Genomic DNA, 18996 nt, shown 5'->3' on the forward strand with positions numbered 1-18996 from the left:
CAGTGTACTCACCTCCCCCTTAACACACAATGGAATATTGTGGATATTATGCGCTATCTGAGTATCGATAGGGGATATGATTCAAGGCGAGAAAAGATGACGTGATTATCTCCTGCTTTATACGATTAGGCAAAAAAGCTTTATTATTAACTTTTAACATTTGGTTAAAAAAAAACAAAAACATGATTTTTTCTTATCGCTTGTGATACATATGTTAAAACCAAACTTCACCGCTCACCTTATTGATACAATTTAAATCTATTTTTTAGCATTAATAATTAAGCGACTTTCTAAACAGTGAACTCTTTCGCAATTTTATCTTCGATATGATTCTAGAATTTCCTCAAGGAACACCAGATTATCCACTGTTAGAAAGAAAAACCTGACGATTTTAGTTGGTTTTAAATGCTAGAAATTCCGTTAAATTTAATGATAATTATTTGAAATTACTTTTTATTATTTCCGGTTTCTCTACAATGTCTTCACACCCAAAAACAATTTACAAAAAGAAGATGCAGATCACACTTTAGGGGTAATATCACCCAAAACACCTTTCTATATCAAATTTATCCCTGCCACTATTCGTTATAATTCCCAACATAATAAGTCGTTATTAGCTATTATATATTTACGATTAAAAAAAGATTCTTTGCAGATTTGCCTAAAGGCAAACCGAAACTGAAATAGCTAAGCACTAAAAGTATTTAAAAGAATTTATTAATTTAACACTTTACACTTGAACAATGGAGAAGCGCAGTGCAAACCTTCAATGCCGATTTAGCGATTATCGGGGCCGGGGGCGCAGGCTTACGTGCAGCAATTGCTGCTGCTGAAGCAAATCCCAATATCAAGATTGCTCTGGTCTCAAAAGTTTACCCAATGCGTAGCCACACCGTGGCCGCAGAGGGGGGATCAGCCGCAGTTACTCAAGCCCATGATTCCTATGACTATCATTTTAATGATACCGTTTCTGGTGGTGACTGGCTGTGTGAGCAAGATGTCGTCGATTATTTCGTCGAACACTGCCCAACAGAAATGACCCAACTGGAACAATGGGGATGCCCTTGGAGCCGTAAACCAGATGGTTCAGTTAACGTTCGCCGTTTCGGTGGAATGAAAATTGAACGTACTTGGTTCGCAGCCGATAAGACTGGCTTCCACATGCTGCATACCCTGTTCCAAACATCATTAAAATATCCTCAAATCCAACGTTTCGACGAGCACTTTGTTCTCGACATCATTGTGGACGAAGGTCAGGCGCGTGGTCTGGTTGCTCTGAACATGATGGAAGGTACGAAAGTTCAAATTCGTGCTAATGCTATCGTTATGGCAACAGGTGGTGCAGGTCGTGTTTACCGTTATAACACCAACGGCGGCATTGTAACGGGTGATGGTATGGGTATGGCGCTGCGCCATGGCGTACCACTGCGTGATATGGAATTCGTTCAGTATCACCCAACAGGTCTGCCAGGCTCCGGTATTCTGATGACTGAAGGTTGCCGTGGTGAAGGCGGTATCTTGGTCAACAAAGATGGCTATCGCTATCTGCAAGACTACGGTATGGGCCCTGAAACACCGCTCGGCAAACCAGAAAACAAATATATGGAACTGGGTCCTCGTGACAAAGTTTCACAAGCATTCTGGCACGAATGGCGCGCAGGTCGCACTATCAGCACTCACCGTGGTGATGTTGTGTACCTCGACTTACGCCACTTAGGTGCTGAAAAACTGCATGAGCGTCTACCATTTATCTGTGAGCTAGCAAAAGCTTACGTAGGTGTTGACCCTGTAAACGAACCAATTCCTGTTCGTCCAACGGCTCACTACACCATGGGTGGTATCGAAACGGATCAACGCACAGAAACTCGTATTAAAGGCCTATTTGCTGTCGGTGAATGTTCATCTGTTGGCTTACACGGCGCAAACCGTTTAGGTTCTAACTCACTGGCAGAATTAGTGGTATTCGGTCGCTTAGCGGGTGAAGAAGCGGCACGTCATGCTGCTGAAGCTACCCCTGCAAATGCAAGCGCTATCGAAGCTCGTACTCGTGACATCGAAAATGACCTGCAAAAACTTCTGAACCAAAAAGGTAAAGAAAGCTGGTCGAAAATCCGCGATGAAATGGGTATTTCGATGGAAGAAGGTTGCGGTATCTACCGTACACCGGAATTAATGCAGAAAACCGTTGATAAACTGGCAGAGCTGAAAGAGCGCTTCAAGCATGTTGAAATCACTGACCATAGCAGCGTCTTCAACACTGACTTACTGTACACCATCGAATTAGGCTTCGGCTTAGACGTGGCGGAATGTATGGCTCACTCTGCGATTAACCGTAAAGAGTCTCGCGGTGCGCACCAACGTCTTGACGAAGGCTGCACTGAGCGTGATGACGTCAACTTCCTGAAACATACTCTGGCGTTCTATAACCCAGAAGGTGCACCACGCCTTGAGTACTCTGATGTGAAAATCACTAAATCACAACCAGCGAAACGTGTGTATGGTGCTGAAGGGGCAGCTCAAGATAAGGCGAATAAGGAGCAAGCTAATGGATGATATGAAACACTTAAAAATGGAGATCATGCGTTTCAACCCAGAAACAGACAATGAACCCCATTTAGTGACTTATGATGTCCCTTATGACGAGCAAACCTCTTTGTTAGATGCTTTGGGCTACATCAAAGATAACCTCGCGCCAGACCTGTCTTATCGTTGGTCTTGCCGTATGGCTATCTGCGGCTCTTGCGGCATGATGGTGGACAATGTTCCTAAACTGGCTTGTAAAACATTCCTGCGTGACTATCCGCAAGGAATTAAAATTGAGCCACTGGGTAACTTCCCTATCGAGCGTGACCTTATTGTTGATATGACAAGCTTTATCGAGCGTTTAGAAGCTATCAAACCTTACATTATTGGTAATGATCGCAAACCTTCTGACGGTCCGAATAAGCAAACTCCAGCTCAGATGGAGAAATATCATCAGTTCTCTGGCTGTATTAACTGCGGTCTGTGCTATGCAGCGTGTCCACAGTTTGGTCTGAACCCTGAGTTCTTAGGCCCTGCGGCAATCACCTTAGCAGAGCGCTACAACCTCGATAACCGTGACCACGGCGCGAAAGAGCGTATGCCATTATTAAATGGTGACAACGGTGTATGGAGCTGTACGTTTGTAGGTTACTGCTCTGAAGTCTGTCCTAAGCATGTCGACCCGGCGGCGGCTATCCAACAAGGTAAAGTTGCGAGTGCGCAAGACTTTGTTATCGCCATGCTGAAGCCACGATAAGGAGAATTGAAGTCATGACAACTAAACGTAAACCCTATGTCAGGGAAATGAAAGGCGACTGGTGGCAAAAGCTGGGTTTCTACCGCTTTTACATCATGCGTGAAAGTACTTCCGTGCTTCAGGTTTGGTTCAGTATTTTAGTCCTGTACGGCGTATTTGCTCTGAAAAATGGACCTGAATCCTGGGCGGGTTTTGTTGGGTTCTTAAGTAACCCAATCATTCTGATCATTAACATTGTGACACTGGCTGCGACGCTGCTGCATACCACAACGTGGTTCAAACTGGCGCCAAAAGCTGTCGCTATCATTGTTAAAGATAAGAAACTGCCAGATGAGCCAATCGTGAAAGGCTTCTGGGCACTCACTATAGTCGTGACCGCGGCTATTTTAGCAATCGCATTACTATTTTAATCGAAGGAGAATCTGATGAATCTAACGCCTAAACGTTCCGATGAGCCGATTTTCTGGGGATTATTTGGTGCAGGTGGTATGTGGAGCGCCGTTATTGGCCCTGCAATCATTCTCTTACTGGGTATTTTAATCCCATTAGGTGTTGCACCAGAAATGCTGAGCTATGAGCGCATCATGGCATTTAGCCAAAGCTTTATTGGACGCATTTTCTTATTACTGATGATTATTCTGCCAGTATGGTGTGGTATGCACCGTATTCACCACACCCTGCACGATTTTAAAGTGCACGTTCCAGCAACAAAATGGGTGTTCTACGGCAGCTCAGCAATCATTAGCGTTATCGCAATCATCGGTGTATTCACACTGTAGTTGTTGATTAACTAAATAAGTTGATTAACTAAGTAAGTTGATACCAAGTACCCCATCAATGCACTGCATGATGGGGTATTTTTTTGGCTTTCAAATCCTACCACCAGCGAGGTTAAACTAAACAATAATGTCATTCTTATTGTTTTATCGCGCTAACAAGATATTGAAAGGACATTCGGGTATTTCAGACGTAAAATGTTATTAAGTCCTCAATCAAAATAACGCGATAAGAGCTCTATTTATGTTAACGCCACCGAAAAAACCGAGAACCAAGCCAGCAGAAGAGCGTTTGAACGACCTCATGAATGCCGCGGAAAACCTGTTTCTATCTAAGGGATTTCTGACCACTACAGTCAGTGAAATTGTGGCAGCCGCAGATGTGGCGAAAGGAACGTTTTACCATTATTTTCAATCTAAAAATGAGATTATGGATGCCTTGCGAACCCGCTATATGGATTGGTATTTGGGGCATATTACGGATGAGCTTGCACAGCATCCATCGGCGTCTTCTCAGTTAAAATCATGGTGTGAAAATAGCGTTAAGTACTATGTTGAAAAACAGACACTGCACGACATGCTCTTTCACGATGAATATCACGGACACACTAACAGCCATGAACAGCGCGCCGTTGAGCAAATTAAGCAGATTTTAGCCCTTGGTGAACAGCAGCAAACATGGCACGCTGCGCCACCAGAGCTTATCGCCACGATGATCTATCATTCAATGCATGCGGCAGTGGATAACCTCTCTACAACCAGTGAATACAACCAAAGCAATTTGAGTGAATTGCTGTATGGGCGTTTTTTAAAATTACTGGGCTAAAAAAATTACCCCATAGATTGACTATGGGGTTAATCAGTTAATTAAATTCTAGTGCTTTTGATTTTGGTAGCCAGCGTGTCAGGAAAAATAATGCCCCGCAAAATGCAATAAAGCAGCCTGCATAACCTAAATGAAAATCGCTCAAGTAGGTAATGGCTAGCGGCGTTATCCCCCCAATGCACACAGAAGCCCCATTATAACCAGCGCCCAGCATTGCGGTATTACCATGAACCGCACTCGCCAGTACGGCCGGTAAATTTGCAAGGATCATTGCAGAACACGCTGCAATAACAAGCTGTGCAAGGCCAACTAACATGAGGCTATCGAGCTGAAGTGTAAAATAAACAGGGACGGATAAGAGCGCTAGCGCAGCAACCCCCATCCGGTAAACTTTCGATGGTGTACTGCATTTCGTTGTGAACCAGCAAGTTAAAATAATCAGTACTAACAAAAGTCCGGAAGATATCAAAGGAAAAACATCTTTGAATTCATAATGTTTCAAGTGTTTAACAATAATTGTTCCAGAAAGGTTTTGTGAATAAAAAGCCACTGAGGCGGGCGCGGTTAACAAAAAAAGATAAACGATCCCTTGCCAATTAAACGTTCGCCTTTCCGCTTTATTTTCCTGCTTTTCTGGTAATCTCGCACGAAACCAAAAACTGATCCCGATATTAAGCAAACCTACAAATAATGGGATCCGCCAGCCAATACTGTGCATCGTTTCTTTATCAAGGATTTGCTGTAACAATACGACTAATCCAACTGAAATAATAACCCCTGCCACTACACTTCCAGAGATTAACGCCGCAATTCTGGCCCGCTCGTTATTTTTCGTATCAGAGAATAAGTAAGTCACTACCGATGGGTACTCACCGCCAAAGCTAAAAGCAAGAGCAAGCTGAAGTATTAAAATAGCGATTGGGGTATAAATTCCTAGTAATTGGATAGGCAATAACGCCATACATAATGTTGCAACGCCAGTCATAAAACTCGTCAAGATTAACGCCGCTTTTTTCCCTGCAATATCTGCATAACGCCCGATAACAACCCCGCCAATAGGTCGAATTAAAAAACGCAGCGCAAAAATCCCCCATACCATTATCGTGGACTGTGAGTAACCCAATTTTTCCAACTCTGTACTCAAATAAACTGATATTGCAGCAAAAACGGCAATATCATAATATTCCAACGCATTTCCTGCGGCTGCACCAATGCGATATTTCCATTTCATTGCATCATCCTTGTTGTAAAAATTTTATCCTAAATAATGTCGGGAAATTACGGATAGCTCACTAGGGTTTCTAAACACGCCAATGTAATTCCGTGTTCTTTTAGAACCGTAAATAAACCACTGGAAGAAACATGTGGGCATCCTAATTTTTCTTTGATGCGTTGAATTCGCTTGTGCTCATTGGCTTCTGCACAACCTTGGATATAACTAATTTCTTTTACTTTGCAGTGGGAAAGTAATAAGCGAATGGTGATCATTTCTTTACGAGTAAAACGAATGTTACCAAAGCGCATATATTGGTGTATATCAAGCATATCATTATCTAATTCATTTTTTTCACTATGGTTTTCAGCGGGTAAAATAATATTTTCTCTTTGTGGTAGAAAAGCATCATTATCTTTCTGCCAAATACTTTGTGCATAGTCTGAAATAATGGGCCTATATTTATAGATTGCATTAATTTCTTTTATTGACAAATTCTTCTTTGAATTAATTGATGCCAATTCAAAAACATTTCCATATTTCGTACAAAGATCGATCTTAACCTCACTATTATTTACTTTTAACAATGTATCTGAATATGCTTTGGAGTAATTATCCCAGTATTGAATTCCCGAAGACAATCTTTCACTGATTAACAGGTCTAAGTCATCATTCCAGTAGATCAAGACCCATTCATAGTTGCTGGATATTGTCAGTATTTTTCGTTCCGTTAAGTCAACCCTACTAAAAGATAGATCCATATCATCCCAATTAAATTGACTTGAAAATATATTCCTTAACCCATCACATGATTTTTCCAAAAAATTACTTTCAATATTCATTTAATTTCCTTTTAAATTCCACTGTAAAATAACAACATTAAAAACCGCCAATATCTTTAACATAGAAATTTCTCATGTCAAAGATTAATTTAATTGACATTTTAAAAGGCAATTTATTTTTCTAATTTAACATTCCAAATAAACCATATGGTGAATTTAATTAAAACAAATTTAATTAAATTTAATAATTAATTATTTTAGAATTATTGGAGAATAATATGAAACAAGATTGGCATCCGGCTGACATTATTGCCGCCATTCGAAAAAGAGGAACCACATTATCTGCGATATCAAGATCTGTCGGATTAAATCCTTCTACATTGAATAATGCATTGTCACGTCGTTGGCCTAAAGGAGAGAGAATTATTGCTGAATTTTTAGAAATGGCACCCGATGAAATATGGCCATCTCGTTATTTGCAGCATCAACCTAAAAGAAGAGAAACCAGCTCTATTGATTAAGAAAACAAGATAAATATAACTATTATGTTATTTGAATTCTATTATGCTGGAATTGTTAAAACGGGTAAGCCATCGCTCACCCGTTCTTATTCTCAGTGGCTTAACTAGAAATTTTTAATCCAATTAGCCCCATCACAATCAAGCCAAGGCTCAATAAGCGGAACATATTGGCGGATTCGCCGAGGAAAATAATCCCAAAAATCGCGGTACCGACTGCGCCAATTCCCGTCCAAATCGCATAAGCGGTTCCCGCAGGCAAGTCACGCATCGCATAAGCGAGCAAGCCCATACTGGCGATAATGGCGGTGATAGTGATGATACTTGGTGTCAGGCGCGTAAAACCATGGGTATATTTTAAACCCACTGCCCAAACAACTTCTAATAAACCTGCGAATAATAAGATGATCCAAGCCATGGTGGATGTACTCCGTCAACTTCTCGGGGTCGTCCCCATTACTTAAACGTGATGATTTCAGGTCGTCCTGAACACGCGAATTGAAACCGTATTATAAACGTTCAATTTCAGAGACTCAAGTCACTTAAAATAATAATTAACACTAAATTAACACCCACATTTATCCTATTCATGCTGAATTTAAGTCATGAGATGCAATCTCGTCGCACAAATCCCAAAGCACAGGTAAAGTAGAGATCCTCCGCCAATTCTGTACCGAGAAAACACCATGCGTATCAAAGATATATTACTTGCCCTGTGTGTCGTGATTATTTGGGGCGTCAACTTTGTGATCATTAAACTTGGCGTAACCGCCTTACCCCCATTACTCCTCGGTGCCTTACGTTTTGTGTTTGTGGCATTCCCTGCCATCTTCCTATTTAAGCGCCCCAAGATCCCTTTAAAGCTACTATTGATTTATGGTTTAACCATTAGCTTTGGGCAATTTGCATTTCTATTCTGCGCCTTACGCGTAGGTATGCCAGCAGGCATTGCCTCGGTGATTTTACAGTCACAAGCTTTCTTCACTATCTTGCTCGGTGCCGTGATCCTTAAAGAATCCCTACAACCAACCCACTTTATCGGCATGTTCATCGCCATCGCGGGGCTTGGGATTTTAGCCAATGGCGCAACCTCTGGCGGAATCGATGATATCCCTCTGTTGGGCTTGATCTTTATTTTGGTTGCGGGGCTCTCTTGGGCGTTTGGTAATATCACCAATCGCATTATTATGCAGCATCAAGGCGAAGAAAAATGCAGCGCTCTTTCCTTGGTCAGTTGGAGCGCCCTCATACCGATTATTCCTTTCTTATTAAGTTCGTGGATCTTCGAAGGTGAAGAGGCAATTGTTCAAGGCTTAGCGGGGTTTGATTGGTCGGTACTCGGCGTGATTTTATATCTTGCCTATCTTTCTACTTTCGTTGGGTATGGCTTATGGGGAGTATTGCTCGGACGCTATGAGGCTTGGCGCGTCGCACCGTTCTCTTTATTGGTGCCCGTTTTTGGGTTAAGCAGCAGCGCGTTATTCCTTGGGGAGCATATTAATGGCATACAAATCGCTGGATTAATTTTGATTATGTTCGGGCTTATCACGACATTGTTTGGTAAAAAAATCATTCAGATGATCCGAAAGTAATCGTCAACATCTTCAAATACCGGAAATTTTCTTCCGGTATTTTTTGTCTATCTTAATATCCTAAGCAAGAATTTCAGCGCACCCATTCAGAACTATAATCTTAAATTAAAAAATTCATTAGAATATAAACCCAACCAATGAATTAACGCTAGACCAAAACAAGATAAAATCCAATATTAACTTCGATTTTAGTGATGCTAATTCCAATATTGGAATTTATCTACAATTTCAATTAAGTGTCTCGATTTAGCTACTTTTCCTTTCCCACAACTCTCGCTATATCTGTTTAAGTTTTTACTTACATAAATAACTAATAAAGCTCGTTAACGAAATGGATGGGGAAAGGCTATGGGTAAACAATTGATTTGGATTGTTCTCGCTCTGCTCGGCGCGTTTTCACTCGGTTATATTGCATTAAACCGAGGTGAACAGATCAACGCCCTGTGGATCGTGGTCGCTGCGGTCTGTATTTATTTGATCGCATATCGTTACTATGGACTGTTTATTGCAAAAAAAGTCCTGCAAGTGGACTCTACACGTATGACGCCAGCCATTCGTCACAACGATGGTCTGGATTATGTTCCAACCGACAAAAAAGTGTTATTTGGTCACCACTTTGCCGCTATTGCAGGTGCTGGTCCTTTAGTCGGTCCTGTACTTGCGGCACAAATGGGCTATTTGCCCGGAATGCTCTGGCTGCTCGCAGGGGTAGTACTGGCAGGGGCGGTACAAGATTTTATGGTGCTGTTCGTTTCCACTCGCCGCGATGGTCGCTCTTTGGGTGAACTGGTTAAAGAGGAAATGGGCAATACTGCTGGGGTCATTGCGCTGATTGCTTGCTTTATGATCATGGTGATCATCCTTGCTGTGCTCGCGATGATTGTCGTGAAAGCGTTAACACACAGCCCGTGGGGAACCTATACCGTTGCCTTCACCATCCCGCTGGCTATTTTTATGGGAATTTATACTCGCTATATTCGCCCAGGTCGCATTGGTGAAGTTTCAGTTATTGGTTTGATTTTCTTAGTTTTTGCGATCATTTCTGGTGGTTGGGTCGCAGAGAGTGAAACTTGGGCTCCTTACTTTGACTACACCGGCGTCCAGCTAACATGGATGTTGGTTGGGTATGGTTTTGTGGCTGCCGTTTTACCAGTTTGGCTGCTATTAGCCCCCCGTGATTACCTTTCTACTTTCCTGAAAATTGGAACAATCATCGGTCTGGCGATCGGTATTTTGATTTTAAATCCAAACCTGCAAATGCCATCGTTAACTAAGTATATTGATGGAACAGGCCCTGTCTGGGCGGGGGACTTATTCCCATTCTTATTTATTACTATCGCTTGTGGCGCTGTTTCCGGTTTCCACGCCTTAATCTCTTCTGGTACCACGCCGAAAATGCTCGCCAACGAAAACCAAGCTTGTTTTATTGGTTATGGCGGGATGTTGATGGAGTCATTCGTAGCTATCATGGCGTTAGTCGCAGCTTGTGTAATTGACCCAGGCGTTTATTTCGCGATGAACAGCCCAATGGCGATGTTAGCACCAGCTGGCACGACAGATGTTGTGGCTTCTGCAGCACAAGTTGTCAGCGGCTGGGGCTTCCAGATTACCCCTGAACAATTGACGCAAATTGCCAACGAGGTTGGGGAAACCAGCATTATTTCCCGTGCCGGGGGTGCTCCAACACTGGCAGTCGGTATGGCATATATTCTTCATGGCGCGCTAGGCGGGTTGATGAATGTTGCCTTTTGGTACCACTTTGCCATCCTGTTTGAAGCGCTGTTTATCCTGACTGCGGTGGATGCCGGAACCCGTGCGGCACGCTTTATGCTGCAAGATTTGCTGGGTGTGGTTTCACCATCATTGAAAAGAACGGATTCTCTGCCCGCTAACCTGATAGCCACTGCATTGTGTGTGCTGGCTTGGGGTTATTTCTTACATCAAGGCGTCGTTGACCCACTCGGTGGTATTAACACCTTATGGCCACTGTTTGGTATTGCCAACCAAATGCTAGCAGGTATGGCGTTGATGCTGTGTGCGGTCGTTCTGTTCAAGATGAAGCGCCAAGCTTACGCATGGGTCGCGCTATTACCAACTTCGTGGTTATTGGTGTGTACGATGACCGCTGGCTGGGAAAAGACCTTCAGTGAAGATGCCCGCGTTGGTTTCTTAGCCGTCGCGAATAAGTTCCAAGCGATGTTAGATAGCGGCAACTTGCCACCGCAATATACGGAATCACAGTTAACTCAGTTGGTTTTCAATAACCGTTTAGATGCTGGCTTAACGATTTTCTTTATGATTGTGGTTGTGGTTCTCGCCCTATTCTCTATCCGTACCGCGTTAAAAGCATTGAAATCTAAGGAGCCAACTGCCAACGAAGTTCCTTACGAACCAATGCCAGCCAACTACGAAGAGATTGTGGCAAATACCCGCCATCATTAATACACCGGAGATTGAGAGCTGAGAATTGAGAATTGAGAATCTATTAACCTTTTTACTTCAGTTTTGTATTTTAGATTTTTGATTTAGATGTTTTTCAAAACTCACTCTCTTTCTCCAAAATCGCTAGCTACGATGCAATCCTCTAAATAGTTTGTGTTGTAGCAAGGCGACGAGTTTGATAAACCCGAGGAGCATACATAAGTATGTGACTTGGGTTTAACTAACGAAGACAACACAGCTACAGCGCAAAATATGACGAGGATTTATGTTTGGAAACTTAGGGAAAGCGGCCCGTTACTTAGGACAAGCTGCCAAAATGATGGTCGGCGTCCCCGACTACGATAATTACGTCGCCCACATGCAACGTACTCATCCTGACCAAACGCCGATGACTTATGAGGAGTTTTTCAAAGAGCGGCAGGATGCTCGCTACGGTGGTAAGGGTAAAGGCGGGTTTAAATGTTGTTGATCATTGCTCTGTCTGAACTCCACAAATAAAAAAGCCGAATACAGTACGAAACTGCATTCGGCTCTTCTTGATCTCACTTCGCCACTCACTATAATGGCTGGCTTGATCTGTCGGCGATTATTTCACGCGTGAAACGTATTCGCCTGAACGAGTGTCAACTTTGATCACTTCGCCAATCTGAACGAACAGAGGAACTTTAACCACTGCACCAGTGCTTAAAGTTGCTGGTTTACCACCAGTACCTGCTGTATCGCCTTTCAGACCTGGATCTGTTTCAACAACTTCTAACTCAACGAAGTTCGGCGGAGTAACCGCGATTGGACGACCGTTCCACAGCGTTAAAATACAATCTGCTTGGTCGATCAGCCATTTTTCGTTGTCACCGATAGCTTTCGCATCTGCTGCCAGTTGTTCGAAAGTTTCGTTGTTCATGAAGTGCCAGAACTCACCGTCGTTATACAGGTAAGTTAAGTTCATATCCATGACATCTGCGCCTTCAACAGAATCAGTAGATTTAAAAGTTTTTTCCAACAGTTTGTTAGAAATCAGTTTACGCAGACGAACGCGTGCGAACGCTTGACCTTTACCCGGTTTAACGAATTCACTTTCAAGAATTGCACACGGCTCACCATCTAACATGATTTTAAGACCTGAGCGGAATTCATTGGTACTATAAGTAGCCATGGAGATCCTCTATTTATAAACTAAAATGGCATAGCCAAAAAATGGTCGATATTATAACTCAAAATACCTCATCCAGAGAAGTCTGGATACAACAACTTGCTGAAGCAGTCACTAATCCGGATGAATTGCTGCAATTACTAAACTTAGAAGACCATCAACCATCGCGAGAAGGTCATGAAGCACGTAAGTTATTCCCCTTACGCGTTCCGCGTCCTTTTATTTCGCGAATGAAAAAAGGTGATCCACTAGACCCTCTGTTATTGCAAGTATTAACCGCAAAAGCAGAGTTCGATATACATCCAGGTTTTTCTACTGATCCACTAGAAGAGCAGGATAACGCGATCCCGAGTTTACTCCACAAGTACCGTAACCGCGCATTAATGCTGGTTAAGGGGGGTTGTGCAGTGAACTGTCGATACTGCTTTCGCCGGCATTTTCCTTATGAAGATAACAAAGGAAATAAAAATAACTGGTTGATGGCTGTGGATTATATAAAAAACCACAGTGAACTCAATGAAATCATCTTCTCTGGCGGTGATCCATTAATGGCAAAAGACCACGAGCTTGACTGGTTAATTAGCCAACTTGAGGAAATTCCACACATTACGCGCTTGCGAATTCATTCTCGCTTACCGGTAGTAATCCCAAAAAGAATTACAGATACCCTTTGCCAGCGCTTAGCTCAATCCCGTTTACAAGTGATTATGGTCACCCATGTTAATCACGCGAATGAGATTAATGATGAGTTTGCACAAGCAATGCTGAAATTAAAACGTTCGGGAGTCACACTACTGAACCAAAGCGTACTACTCCGCCAAGTTAATGATAATGTCTTAGCATTAGCCAACCTGAGCAATGCGTTATTTGATGTAGGAATTTTGCCGTATTATTTACATGTGCTTGATAAAGTTCAAGGTGCAGCGCACTTCTTAGTGAGTGATCTTGAAGCTCGGCAATTAATTCGCGAGTTACTAAGCCAAGTTTCAGGATATTTAGTGCCAAAACTGGCAAGAGAGATAGGTGGAGAACCAAGCAAAACCTTGCTTGATTTAAACTTACGCCAAAGCTAGCTAAAGTGAACCAGTATAAAAAAACCCGCTTAATTAAGCGGGTCTTCTCGATATATGATTATTGGCACTTATAAACTTGACCAACCATTTTACTATCAACAGGAACAAAGCTAGACAGGACAGTTTCGCTTGGGCTTGAAGCACCAAAAATCACGTTACCCCCCATTGCTGCAGCTTTGTTGCGTAAATCATTTGCCGCGCCGCGCATAGAGCTAGATTCGTTATTAACGCCGCTCAACCAGTTGCTTTGAGTTCCAGTGACTTGACCAAGAAGTTGGCATTCGCTTCCCGGTTGATTTTCAACAAAACGAACTTGTGAGCCTGCCGCAGTCAGATCATTGGTTGATGTACAACCTGCTAAAGTTAGTAATGCAGCAGCACCAAGCAAGACTTTAATTCGCATGTTTTCCCTCATTTTTCATTGTGTTTTTGCAGCTGGTCGTCGAACCTTTGTCGCTCCAATCACTCAAAATTCTGTTTTATGGCAGTAAATTAGCTTACTCGATGTACTTATAAACTTTTCAATTATTGCCAATCGCTCAGAGTTTATCACAAAACAATCAATACGCTTGTGATGTTCTTTACTTATTTAAACTATTTTTTACCTTGGATTAAATATAACCCGATGAGTCACCTTAACGCAAAAATAAGTAATAAACCTCATAAATGCAAAGCACAAAAGCATTAATTTGATTACCTATAAAAAAACCGGCACCACTTGATAACTCATGGTGCCGGTCTTATTTTGGCTGGTAGCCACTAGTTAGCAGCTACTTGAGCAAGATGTTTGCCTATTGGCTTACATCATACCGCCCATTCCGCCCATGCCACCCATACCCGCTGCGCCTAAATCAGGAGCGTCAGATGCTGGCATATCAGTGATCATCGCTTCAGTCGTGATCATCAGACCCGCGATTGATGCTGCGAATTGCAGAGCAGAACGCGTTACTTTAGTTGGATCCAGAATACCCATTTCGATCATGTCGCCATAAGTATCTGTAGCTGCGTTGTAACCGTCGTTGCCAGTTGCTGCTTTCACGTTGTTAACAACAACAGAAGCTTCTTCACCTGCGTTAGTCACGATTTGACGCATTGGCGCTTCCATCGCACGCAGAGCAACACGGATACCTACGTTTTGTTCTTCGTTATCGCCTTTCAGTGCTTCCAGTTTAGCCGCAACGCGAACTAACGCAGTACCACCACCAGCAACAACACCTTCTTCTACCGCTGCGCGAGTTGCGTGCAGAGCATCGTCAACGCGAGCGCGTTTTTCTTTCATTTCAACTTCAGTTGCTGCGCCCACTTTAATTACCGCAACACCGCCAGCTAATTTCGCTACGCGCTCTTGCAGTTTTTCACGGTCGTAATCAGAAGAAGACTCTTCGATTTGTTGACGGATTTGAGTCACACGACCTGCGATTGCAGTTTCGTCACCGATACCATCGATAATGATAGTGGTGTCTTTGTTGATAACGATACGTTTAGCTTGACCTAAATCTTCTAACGTTGCTTTTTCCAGCTCCATACCGATCTCTTCAGAGATAACAGTACCGTTAGTCAGGATAGCGATATCTTGCAGCATTGCTTTACGACGGTCACCGAAACCAGGTGCTTTAACCGCAGCCACTTTCACGATACCACGCATGGTGTTCACGACTAATGTAGCCAGAGCTTCACCTTCAACATCTTCAGCGATGATCAGCAGTGGTTTGTTCGCTTTAGCAACGCCTTCTAATACTGGCAGTAATTCACGAATGTTAGACACTTTTTTGTCGACTAACAGGATGAATGGGTTTTCCAGTTCAACAACACCCGTTTCTGGTTTATTGATGAAGTAAGGAGATAAATAACCGCGGTCAAACTGCATACCTTCAACCACGTCTAATTCGTCTTCCAGACCAGTACCTTCTTCAACGGTGATAACGCCTTCTTTACCGACTTTCTCCATTGCTTCTGCAATTAATTTACCAACAGTTTCGTCGGAGTTTGCAGAAATAGTACCAACCTGTGCGATTGATTTAGTGTCTGAACATGGAACTGACAGAGTTTTCAGTTCTTCAACAGCAGCAACTACTGCTTTATCGATACCACGTTTCAGATCCATTGGGTTCATGCCAGCAGCAACGGCTTTCAGACCTTCAGTGATAATTGCTTGAGCTAAAACGGTTGCGGTTGTTGTACCATCACCCGCTGCATCGTTAGCTTTAGAAGCAACTTCTTTCACCATTTGTGCACCCATGTTTTCGAATTTATCTTCTAATTCGATTTCACGCGCAACAGAAACACCGTCTTTGGTGATAACAGGTGATCCAAAAGATTTGTCTAAAACAACGTTACGGCCTTTAGGACCTAAAGTTACTTTAACTGCATCCGCAAGAACATTGACACCACGAAGCATTTTTGTACGAGCGTCATTACCAAATCTAACGTCTTTAGCTGCCATTATCTCTTTCCTTTAAATTCTTTTCGTTTGATGAAAGTTTTAAGTGAAAATTCTTATTCAACGATTGCTAAAATGTCGCTTTCGGACATGATTAGCACTTCTTCGTTGTCGATTTTTTCAGCTTTTACGCCATAACCGTCGTTAAAAATTACGATATCGCCAACTTTCACATCCAGCGCTTTCACTTCGCCATTTTCTAGGATGCGGCCTTGGCCTACAGCGATAACTTCACCACGAGTTGATTTCCCCGCAGCACTGCCAGTCAACACGATACCACCAGCAGATTTAGATTCGATTTCTTTACGTTTAACGATAACACGGTCATGCAATGGACGAATTTTCATTAATAGTTCTCCTACAAATAAAGTCCATACGGGTAAAAGGTCGATACCAAGGTGATCTTCACCAGTACCATGTTTCAGGAGATTGGGGTGGGTTAGTCAGACTTCAAGGGGTGGGAGATAAATTTTTTTATTATTTATCTCCCTACAAACTAAAAGGAATTAAGACTTGTGCGGATTATCTTTGTCAGAATCTGAAGATTTATCTTCAGGGACTCGATGGCTTTCACCATCAATAGTATAAGAAGGGTCGTCTTGTTTACGCTGATACTCCCCCTCAAAAGTATTACCGTTTTGATAACCTCCCCCCTGAAAACCACTTCCTGGTTGGTAAAATTTAATGTGTGGGATTAAACGCATCACAAATAATTTTTGTACTGGTGGTAGTAATAAAAGTAGCCCAATAAAGTCCGTAAAGAATCCAGGAACAATAAGTAAAAATCCTGCTAACACTAACGCCACACTTTTAATCATTTCAGCGGCAGGACTTTCACCACTCATTAATTTTTGTTGTATTTGCATGACATTTTTCATCCCTTGGTTCTTCACAAGAGAAACCCCTAAACAGGATGTGAGCACCACTAAAATTAATGTCATTAATACACCAATTTCAGCCGCGACTCGGACAAAAATGACCGACTCTATATACACCAAAATACATATCAGAATTAGTGGTAACCAGCGCACAAGTACTCCTTTATATCAATAAGCTACTGCATTTTTCGGGGGGAAATGAAAACCTTTGTGAACTATCTCTAAGAGACTACTATTCATATTCGCTTTTTTCATTAGTATAGCCATAATAATTGGGTCTCTTATCGTGATTTTCAACTCATGGATTAAGATCATTAACGATGCTTATCTGTGATTCAAATCACACAATATAAATTCTATTGCACTAATCAATCCATAAAATGATCTAGGTTCAAGGTATAGGGTGATAAAAGGCATATGATCACCCCATAAGTCAGTAGAACATAATACTGATAAAGGAGTAATAGGTGGTAACCACCTAGAAGTTTAGTTTTAGGATATATTTTTTAAAGCGCATAAACGGACAGTAACTGTAATCTAATTAAGAAGGTTCTCATGTCAAACAATACTCGTATCGAAGAAGACCTGTTAGGTAAAAAAGAAGTTCCAGCTGATGCCTATTATGGTGTTCATACTCTGCGTGCGATTGAAAACTTTTATATCAGCGACCGCACCATTAACGATGTCCCAGAATTTATTCGCGGCATGGTAATGGTTAAAAAAGCAGCCGCTCTAGCTAACAAAGAACTGCACACTATTCCTCGTAATATTGCAGACACCATCATCAAAGCATGTGACGTTGTTTTGAACGAAGGTAAATGCATGGATCAGTTCCCAGTTGACGTATTCCAAGGTGGTGCGGGCACATCACTGAACATGAATACCAACGAAGTTCTGGCAAACATCGGTCTTGAACTGATGGGTCATAAAAAAGGTGAATATGAATTCTTAAACCCAAATGACCATCTGAACAAAAGCCAATCTACCAACGATGCATACCCTACCGGTTTCCGTATCGCGGTTTATAACTCTGTTCTGAAATTAATCGATTCTGTTACTTACCTGAAAAAAGGTTTTGAAAGCAAAGCAGAAGAGTACAAAGACATCCTGAAAATGGGTCGTACTCAATTACAAGACGCAGTACCAATGACTGTTGGTCAGGAATTCCATGCTTTCGCAACTCTTCTTAAAGAAGAAGAGAAAAACTTAAAACGTAGCATCGATTTACTGCTCGAAGTTAACTTAGGTGCAACTGCTATCGGTACTGGTTTGAATACAGCGCCAGGTTATTCAGAACTGGCAGTTAAAAAATTGGCTGAAGTGACTGGCTTACCATGTGTTCCTGCTGAAGACTTAATCGAAGCAACCTCTGACTGTGGTGCCTACATCACTGTTCACGCAGGTCTAAAACGCCTGGCGATGAAACTGTCTAAAATCTGTAATGACTTACGTTTACTTTCCTCTGGTCCTCGTGCCGGTCTGAAAGAAATTAATCTGCCTGAATTACAAGCAGGTTCTTCTATCATGCCAGCAAAAGTTAACCCAGTTATCCCTGAAGTTGTTAACCAAGCATGCTTCAAAGTTATTGGTAATGATATCTGTGTAACAATGGCTGCTGAAGCAGGTCAATTACAATTAAACGTAATGGAACCCGCAATTGGTCAAGCAATGTTCGAATCCATTTCTCTGATGAGCAATGCATGTCGTAACTTAGTAGAGAAATGCGTAAACGGCATCACAGTGAACAAAGAAATCTGTGAAGCGTTTGTATTCAACTCTATCGGTATCGTGACTTACTTGAACCCATTCATCGGTCACCATAACGGCGATATCGTGGGTAAAATCTGTGCGGAAACTGGTAAGAGCGTACGTGAAGTCGTCCTAGAACGTGGACTTCTGACCGAAGCGCAGCTGGATGATATCTTCTCTGTTGAGAACCTAAAACATCCAGAATATAAAGCAAAAAGATTTGACGACTAATTGTTTATGTTTAGCATAAATAATTCTTAAGAATAAGGGCACGACT

At 42.2% G+C, this 18996-nt stretch carries 19 protein-coding genes; 11 read left to right on the top strand and 8 right to left on the bottom strand.

Going from position 1 to position 18996, the window contains the following annotated elements:
- The first annotated feature begins 756 nt into the window (after positions 1-756).
- The 5 genes from frdA to PR799_RS15095 all read left to right on the top strand — a co-directional run bounded on the left by frdA (position 757) and on the right by PR799_RS15095 (position 4882).
- A complete protein-coding gene (gene frdA, locus PR799_RS15075) occupies positions 757-2553 on the top strand; it encodes a fumarate reductase (quinol) flavoprotein subunit (protein WP_036955970.1) in 1797 nt (598 codons plus the stop codon).
- Positions 2546-3280 carry a succinate dehydrogenase/fumarate reductase iron-sulfur subunit gene (locus tag PR799_RS15080; RefSeq protein ID WP_154627795.1) on the top strand — a complete coding sequence of 245 codons (735 nt, stop codon included), beginning with the start codon at positions 2546-2548 and terminating at the stop codon, positions 3278-3280. The genes frdA and PR799_RS15080 overlap by 8 nt, the downstream gene beginning before the upstream one ends.
- A 14-nt stretch (positions 3281-3294) precedes the next feature.
- On the top strand, positions 3295-3690 hold the full coding sequence (gene frdC / locus PR799_RS15085; RefSeq protein WP_006659010.1) for a fumarate reductase subunit FrdC: 396 nt from the start codon (positions 3295-3297) through the stop codon (positions 3688-3690).
- 15 nt (positions 3691-3705) lie between these two features.
- A complete protein-coding gene (gene frdD, locus PR799_RS15090) occupies positions 3706-4059 on the top strand; it encodes a fumarate reductase subunit FrdD (protein WP_006659009.1) in 354 nt (117 codons plus the stop codon).
- A 241-nt stretch (positions 4060-4300) separates the two neighbouring features.
- On the top strand, positions 4301-4882 hold the full coding sequence (locus tag PR799_RS15095) for a TetR/AcrR family transcriptional regulator (RefSeq protein WP_272522616.1): 582 nt from the start codon (positions 4301-4303) through the stop codon (positions 4880-4882).
- Between the two features lie 37 nt (positions 4883-4919).
- On the opposite strand, the gene PR799_RS15100 is transcribed toward PR799_RS15095, so the two are convergent.
- Both PR799_RS15100 and PR799_RS15105 read right to left on the bottom strand, forming a co-directional pair.
- Complete coding sequence (locus tag PR799_RS15100) at positions 4920-6113, bottom strand: MFS transporter (RefSeq protein WP_272522617.1); 1194 nt, start codon at positions 6111-6113, stop codon at positions 4920-4922.
- Positions 6114-6160: 47 nt separating this feature from the next.
- Entirely contained in the window at positions 6161-6937 is a 777-nt protein-coding gene (locus PR799_RS15105) for a hypothetical protein (protein WP_272522618.1), read from the bottom strand.
- Between the two features lie 218 nt (positions 6938-7155).
- Here PR799_RS15105 and PR799_RS15110 point away from each other — a divergent pair, with 218 nt between their 5' ends.
- Complete coding sequence (locus PR799_RS15110; protein WP_154627799.1) at positions 7156-7398, top strand: helix-turn-helix domain-containing protein; 243 nt, start codon at positions 7156-7158, stop codon at positions 7396-7398.
- 100 nt (positions 7399-7498) lie between these two features.
- Here PR799_RS15110 and sugE read toward each other — a convergent pair whose 3' ends face one another.
- The gene (sugE, locus tag PR799_RS15115; RefSeq protein WP_154627800.1) at positions 7499-7813 is read right to left on the bottom strand and encodes a quaternary ammonium compound efflux SMR transporter SugE; all 315 of its coding nucleotides are present in this window, start codon (positions 7811-7813) and stop codon (positions 7499-7501) included.
- 268 nt (positions 7814-8081) lie between these two features.
- Between sugE and PR799_RS15120 the strand changes: the two genes are divergently transcribed.
- The 3 genes from PR799_RS15120 to PR799_RS15130 all read left to right on the top strand — a co-directional run bounded on the left by PR799_RS15120 (position 8082) and on the right by PR799_RS15130 (position 11898).
- Complete coding sequence (locus PR799_RS15120) at positions 8082-8987, top strand: EamA family transporter (protein ID WP_272522619.1); 906 nt, start codon at positions 8082-8084, stop codon at positions 8985-8987.
- Between the two features lie 348 nt (positions 8988-9335).
- A complete protein-coding gene (cstA, locus tag PR799_RS15125) occupies positions 9336-11429 on the top strand; it encodes a pyruvate/proton symporter CstA (RefSeq protein WP_154627802.1) in 2094 nt (697 codons plus the stop codon).
- Positions 11430-11694: 265 nt separating this feature from the next.
- Positions 11695-11898: a YbdD/YjiX family protein gene (locus tag PR799_RS15130; protein ID WP_006658997.1), complete on the top strand. Its 204-nt coding sequence runs from the start codon at positions 11695-11697 to the stop codon at positions 11896-11898.
- Positions 11899-12015: 117 nt separating this feature from the next.
- Here the strand turns inward: PR799_RS15130 and efp are convergent, their stop codons facing one another.
- Positions 12016-12582: an elongation factor P gene (efp, locus tag PR799_RS15135; protein WP_006658996.1), complete on the bottom strand. Its 567-nt coding sequence runs from the start codon at positions 12580-12582 to the stop codon at positions 12016-12018.
- Between the two features lie 41 nt (positions 12583-12623).
- On the opposite strand from efp, the gene epmB reads away from it, so the two are divergent.
- The gene (epmB, locus tag PR799_RS15140) at positions 12624-13652 is read left to right on the top strand and encodes an EF-P beta-lysylation protein EpmB (RefSeq protein WP_272522620.1); all 1029 of its coding nucleotides are present in this window, start codon (positions 12624-12626) and stop codon (positions 13650-13652) included.
- A gap of 58 nt (positions 13653-13710) precedes the next feature.
- Here epmB and PR799_RS15145 read toward each other — a convergent pair whose 3' ends face one another.
- The 4 genes from PR799_RS15145 to PR799_RS15160 all read right to left on the bottom strand — a co-directional run bounded on the left by PR799_RS15145 (position 13711) and on the right by PR799_RS15160 (position 17123).
- The gene (locus PR799_RS15145) at positions 13711-14055 is read right to left on the bottom strand and encodes a DUF4156 domain-containing protein (protein WP_036955950.1); all 345 of its coding nucleotides are present in this window, start codon (positions 14053-14055) and stop codon (positions 13711-13713) included.
- 396 nt (positions 14056-14451) lie between these two features.
- Positions 14452-16095, bottom strand: a complete 1644-nt coding sequence (gene groL, locus PR799_RS15150) for a chaperonin GroEL (RefSeq protein WP_036955948.1) — start codon at positions 16093-16095, stop codon at positions 14452-14454.
- 53 nt (positions 16096-16148) lie between these two features.
- Positions 16149-16439 (bottom strand): co-chaperone GroES, encoded by a 291-nt coding sequence (locus tag PR799_RS15155; RefSeq protein ID WP_154627805.1) that lies wholly within the window; start codon positions 16437-16439, stop codon positions 16149-16151.
- 159 nt (positions 16440-16598) lie between these two features.
- On the bottom strand, positions 16599-17123 hold the full coding sequence (locus PR799_RS15160) for an FxsA family protein (RefSeq protein WP_006662856.1): 525 nt from the start codon (positions 17121-17123) through the stop codon (positions 16599-16601).
- A gap of 402 nt (positions 17124-17525) precedes the next feature.
- On the opposite strand from PR799_RS15160, the gene aspA reads away from it, so the two are divergent.
- A complete protein-coding gene (gene aspA / locus PR799_RS15165) occupies positions 17526-18950 on the top strand; it encodes an aspartate ammonia-lyase (RefSeq protein WP_154627807.1) in 1425 nt (474 codons plus the stop codon).
- Positions 18951-18996 lie beyond the last annotated feature (46 nt).

It is taken from the genome of Providencia sp. PROV202 (genome assembly GCF_028479565.1).
GTDB classification, from domain to species: Bacteria; Pseudomonadota; Gammaproteobacteria; order Enterobacterales; family Enterobacteriaceae; genus Providencia; species Providencia zhijiangensis.

Coding starts and splice junctions, on each gene's coding strand:
- PR799_RS15080 (WP_154627795.1), top strand. CDS start 2,546: ATGGATGATATGAAACACTTAAAAATGGAGATCATGCGTTTCAACCCA.
- frdC (WP_006659010.1), top strand. CDS start 3,295: ATGACAACTAAACGTAAACCCTATGTCAGGGAAATGAAAGGCGACTGG.
- frdD (WP_006659009.1), top strand. CDS start 3,706: ATGAATCTAACGCCTAAACGTTCCGATGAGCCGATTTTCTGGGGATTA.
- PR799_RS15095 (WP_272522616.1), top strand. CDS start 4,301: ATGTTAACGCCACCGAAAAAACCGAGAACCAAGCCAGCAGAAGAGCGT.
- PR799_RS15100 (WP_272522617.1), bottom strand. CDS start 6,113: ATGAAATGGAAATATCGCATTGGTGCAGCCGCAGGAAATGCGTTGGAA.
- PR799_RS15105 (WP_272522618.1), bottom strand. CDS start 6,937: ATGAATATTGAAAGTAATTTTTTGGAAAAATCATGTGATGGGTTAAGG.
- PR799_RS15110 (WP_154627799.1), top strand. CDS start 7,156: ATGAAACAAGATTGGCATCCGGCTGACATTATTGCCGCCATTCGAAAA.
- sugE (WP_154627800.1), bottom strand. CDS start 7,813: ATGGCTTGGATCATCTTATTATTCGCAGGTTTATTAGAAGTTGTTTGG.
- PR799_RS15120 (WP_272522619.1), top strand. CDS start 8,082: ATGCGTATCAAAGATATATTACTTGCCCTGTGTGTCGTGATTATTTGG.
- cstA (WP_154627802.1), top strand. CDS start 9,336: ATGGGTAAACAATTGATTTGGATTGTTCTCGCTCTGCTCGGCGCGTTT.
- PR799_RS15130 (WP_006658997.1), top strand. CDS start 11,695: ATGTTTGGAAACTTAGGGAAAGCGGCCCGTTACTTAGGACAAGCTGCC.
- efp (WP_006658996.1), bottom strand. CDS start 12,582: ATGGCTACTTATAGTACCAATGAATTCCGCTCAGGTCTTAAAATCATG.
- epmB (WP_272522620.1), top strand. CDS start 12,624: ATGGTCGATATTATAACTCAAAATACCTCATCCAGAGAAGTCTGGATA.
- PR799_RS15145 (WP_036955950.1), bottom strand. CDS start 14,055: ATGCGAATTAAAGTCTTGCTTGGTGCTGCTGCATTACTAACTTTAGCA.
- groL (WP_036955948.1), bottom strand. CDS start 16,095: ATGGCAGCTAAAGACGTTAGATTTGGTAATGACGCTCGTACAAAAATG.
- PR799_RS15155 (WP_154627805.1), bottom strand. CDS start 16,439: ATGAAAATTCGTCCATTGCATGACCGTGTTATCGTTAAACGTAAAGAA.
- aspA (WP_154627807.1), top strand. CDS start 17,526: ATGTCAAACAATACTCGTATCGAAGAAGACCTGTTAGGTAAAAAAGAA.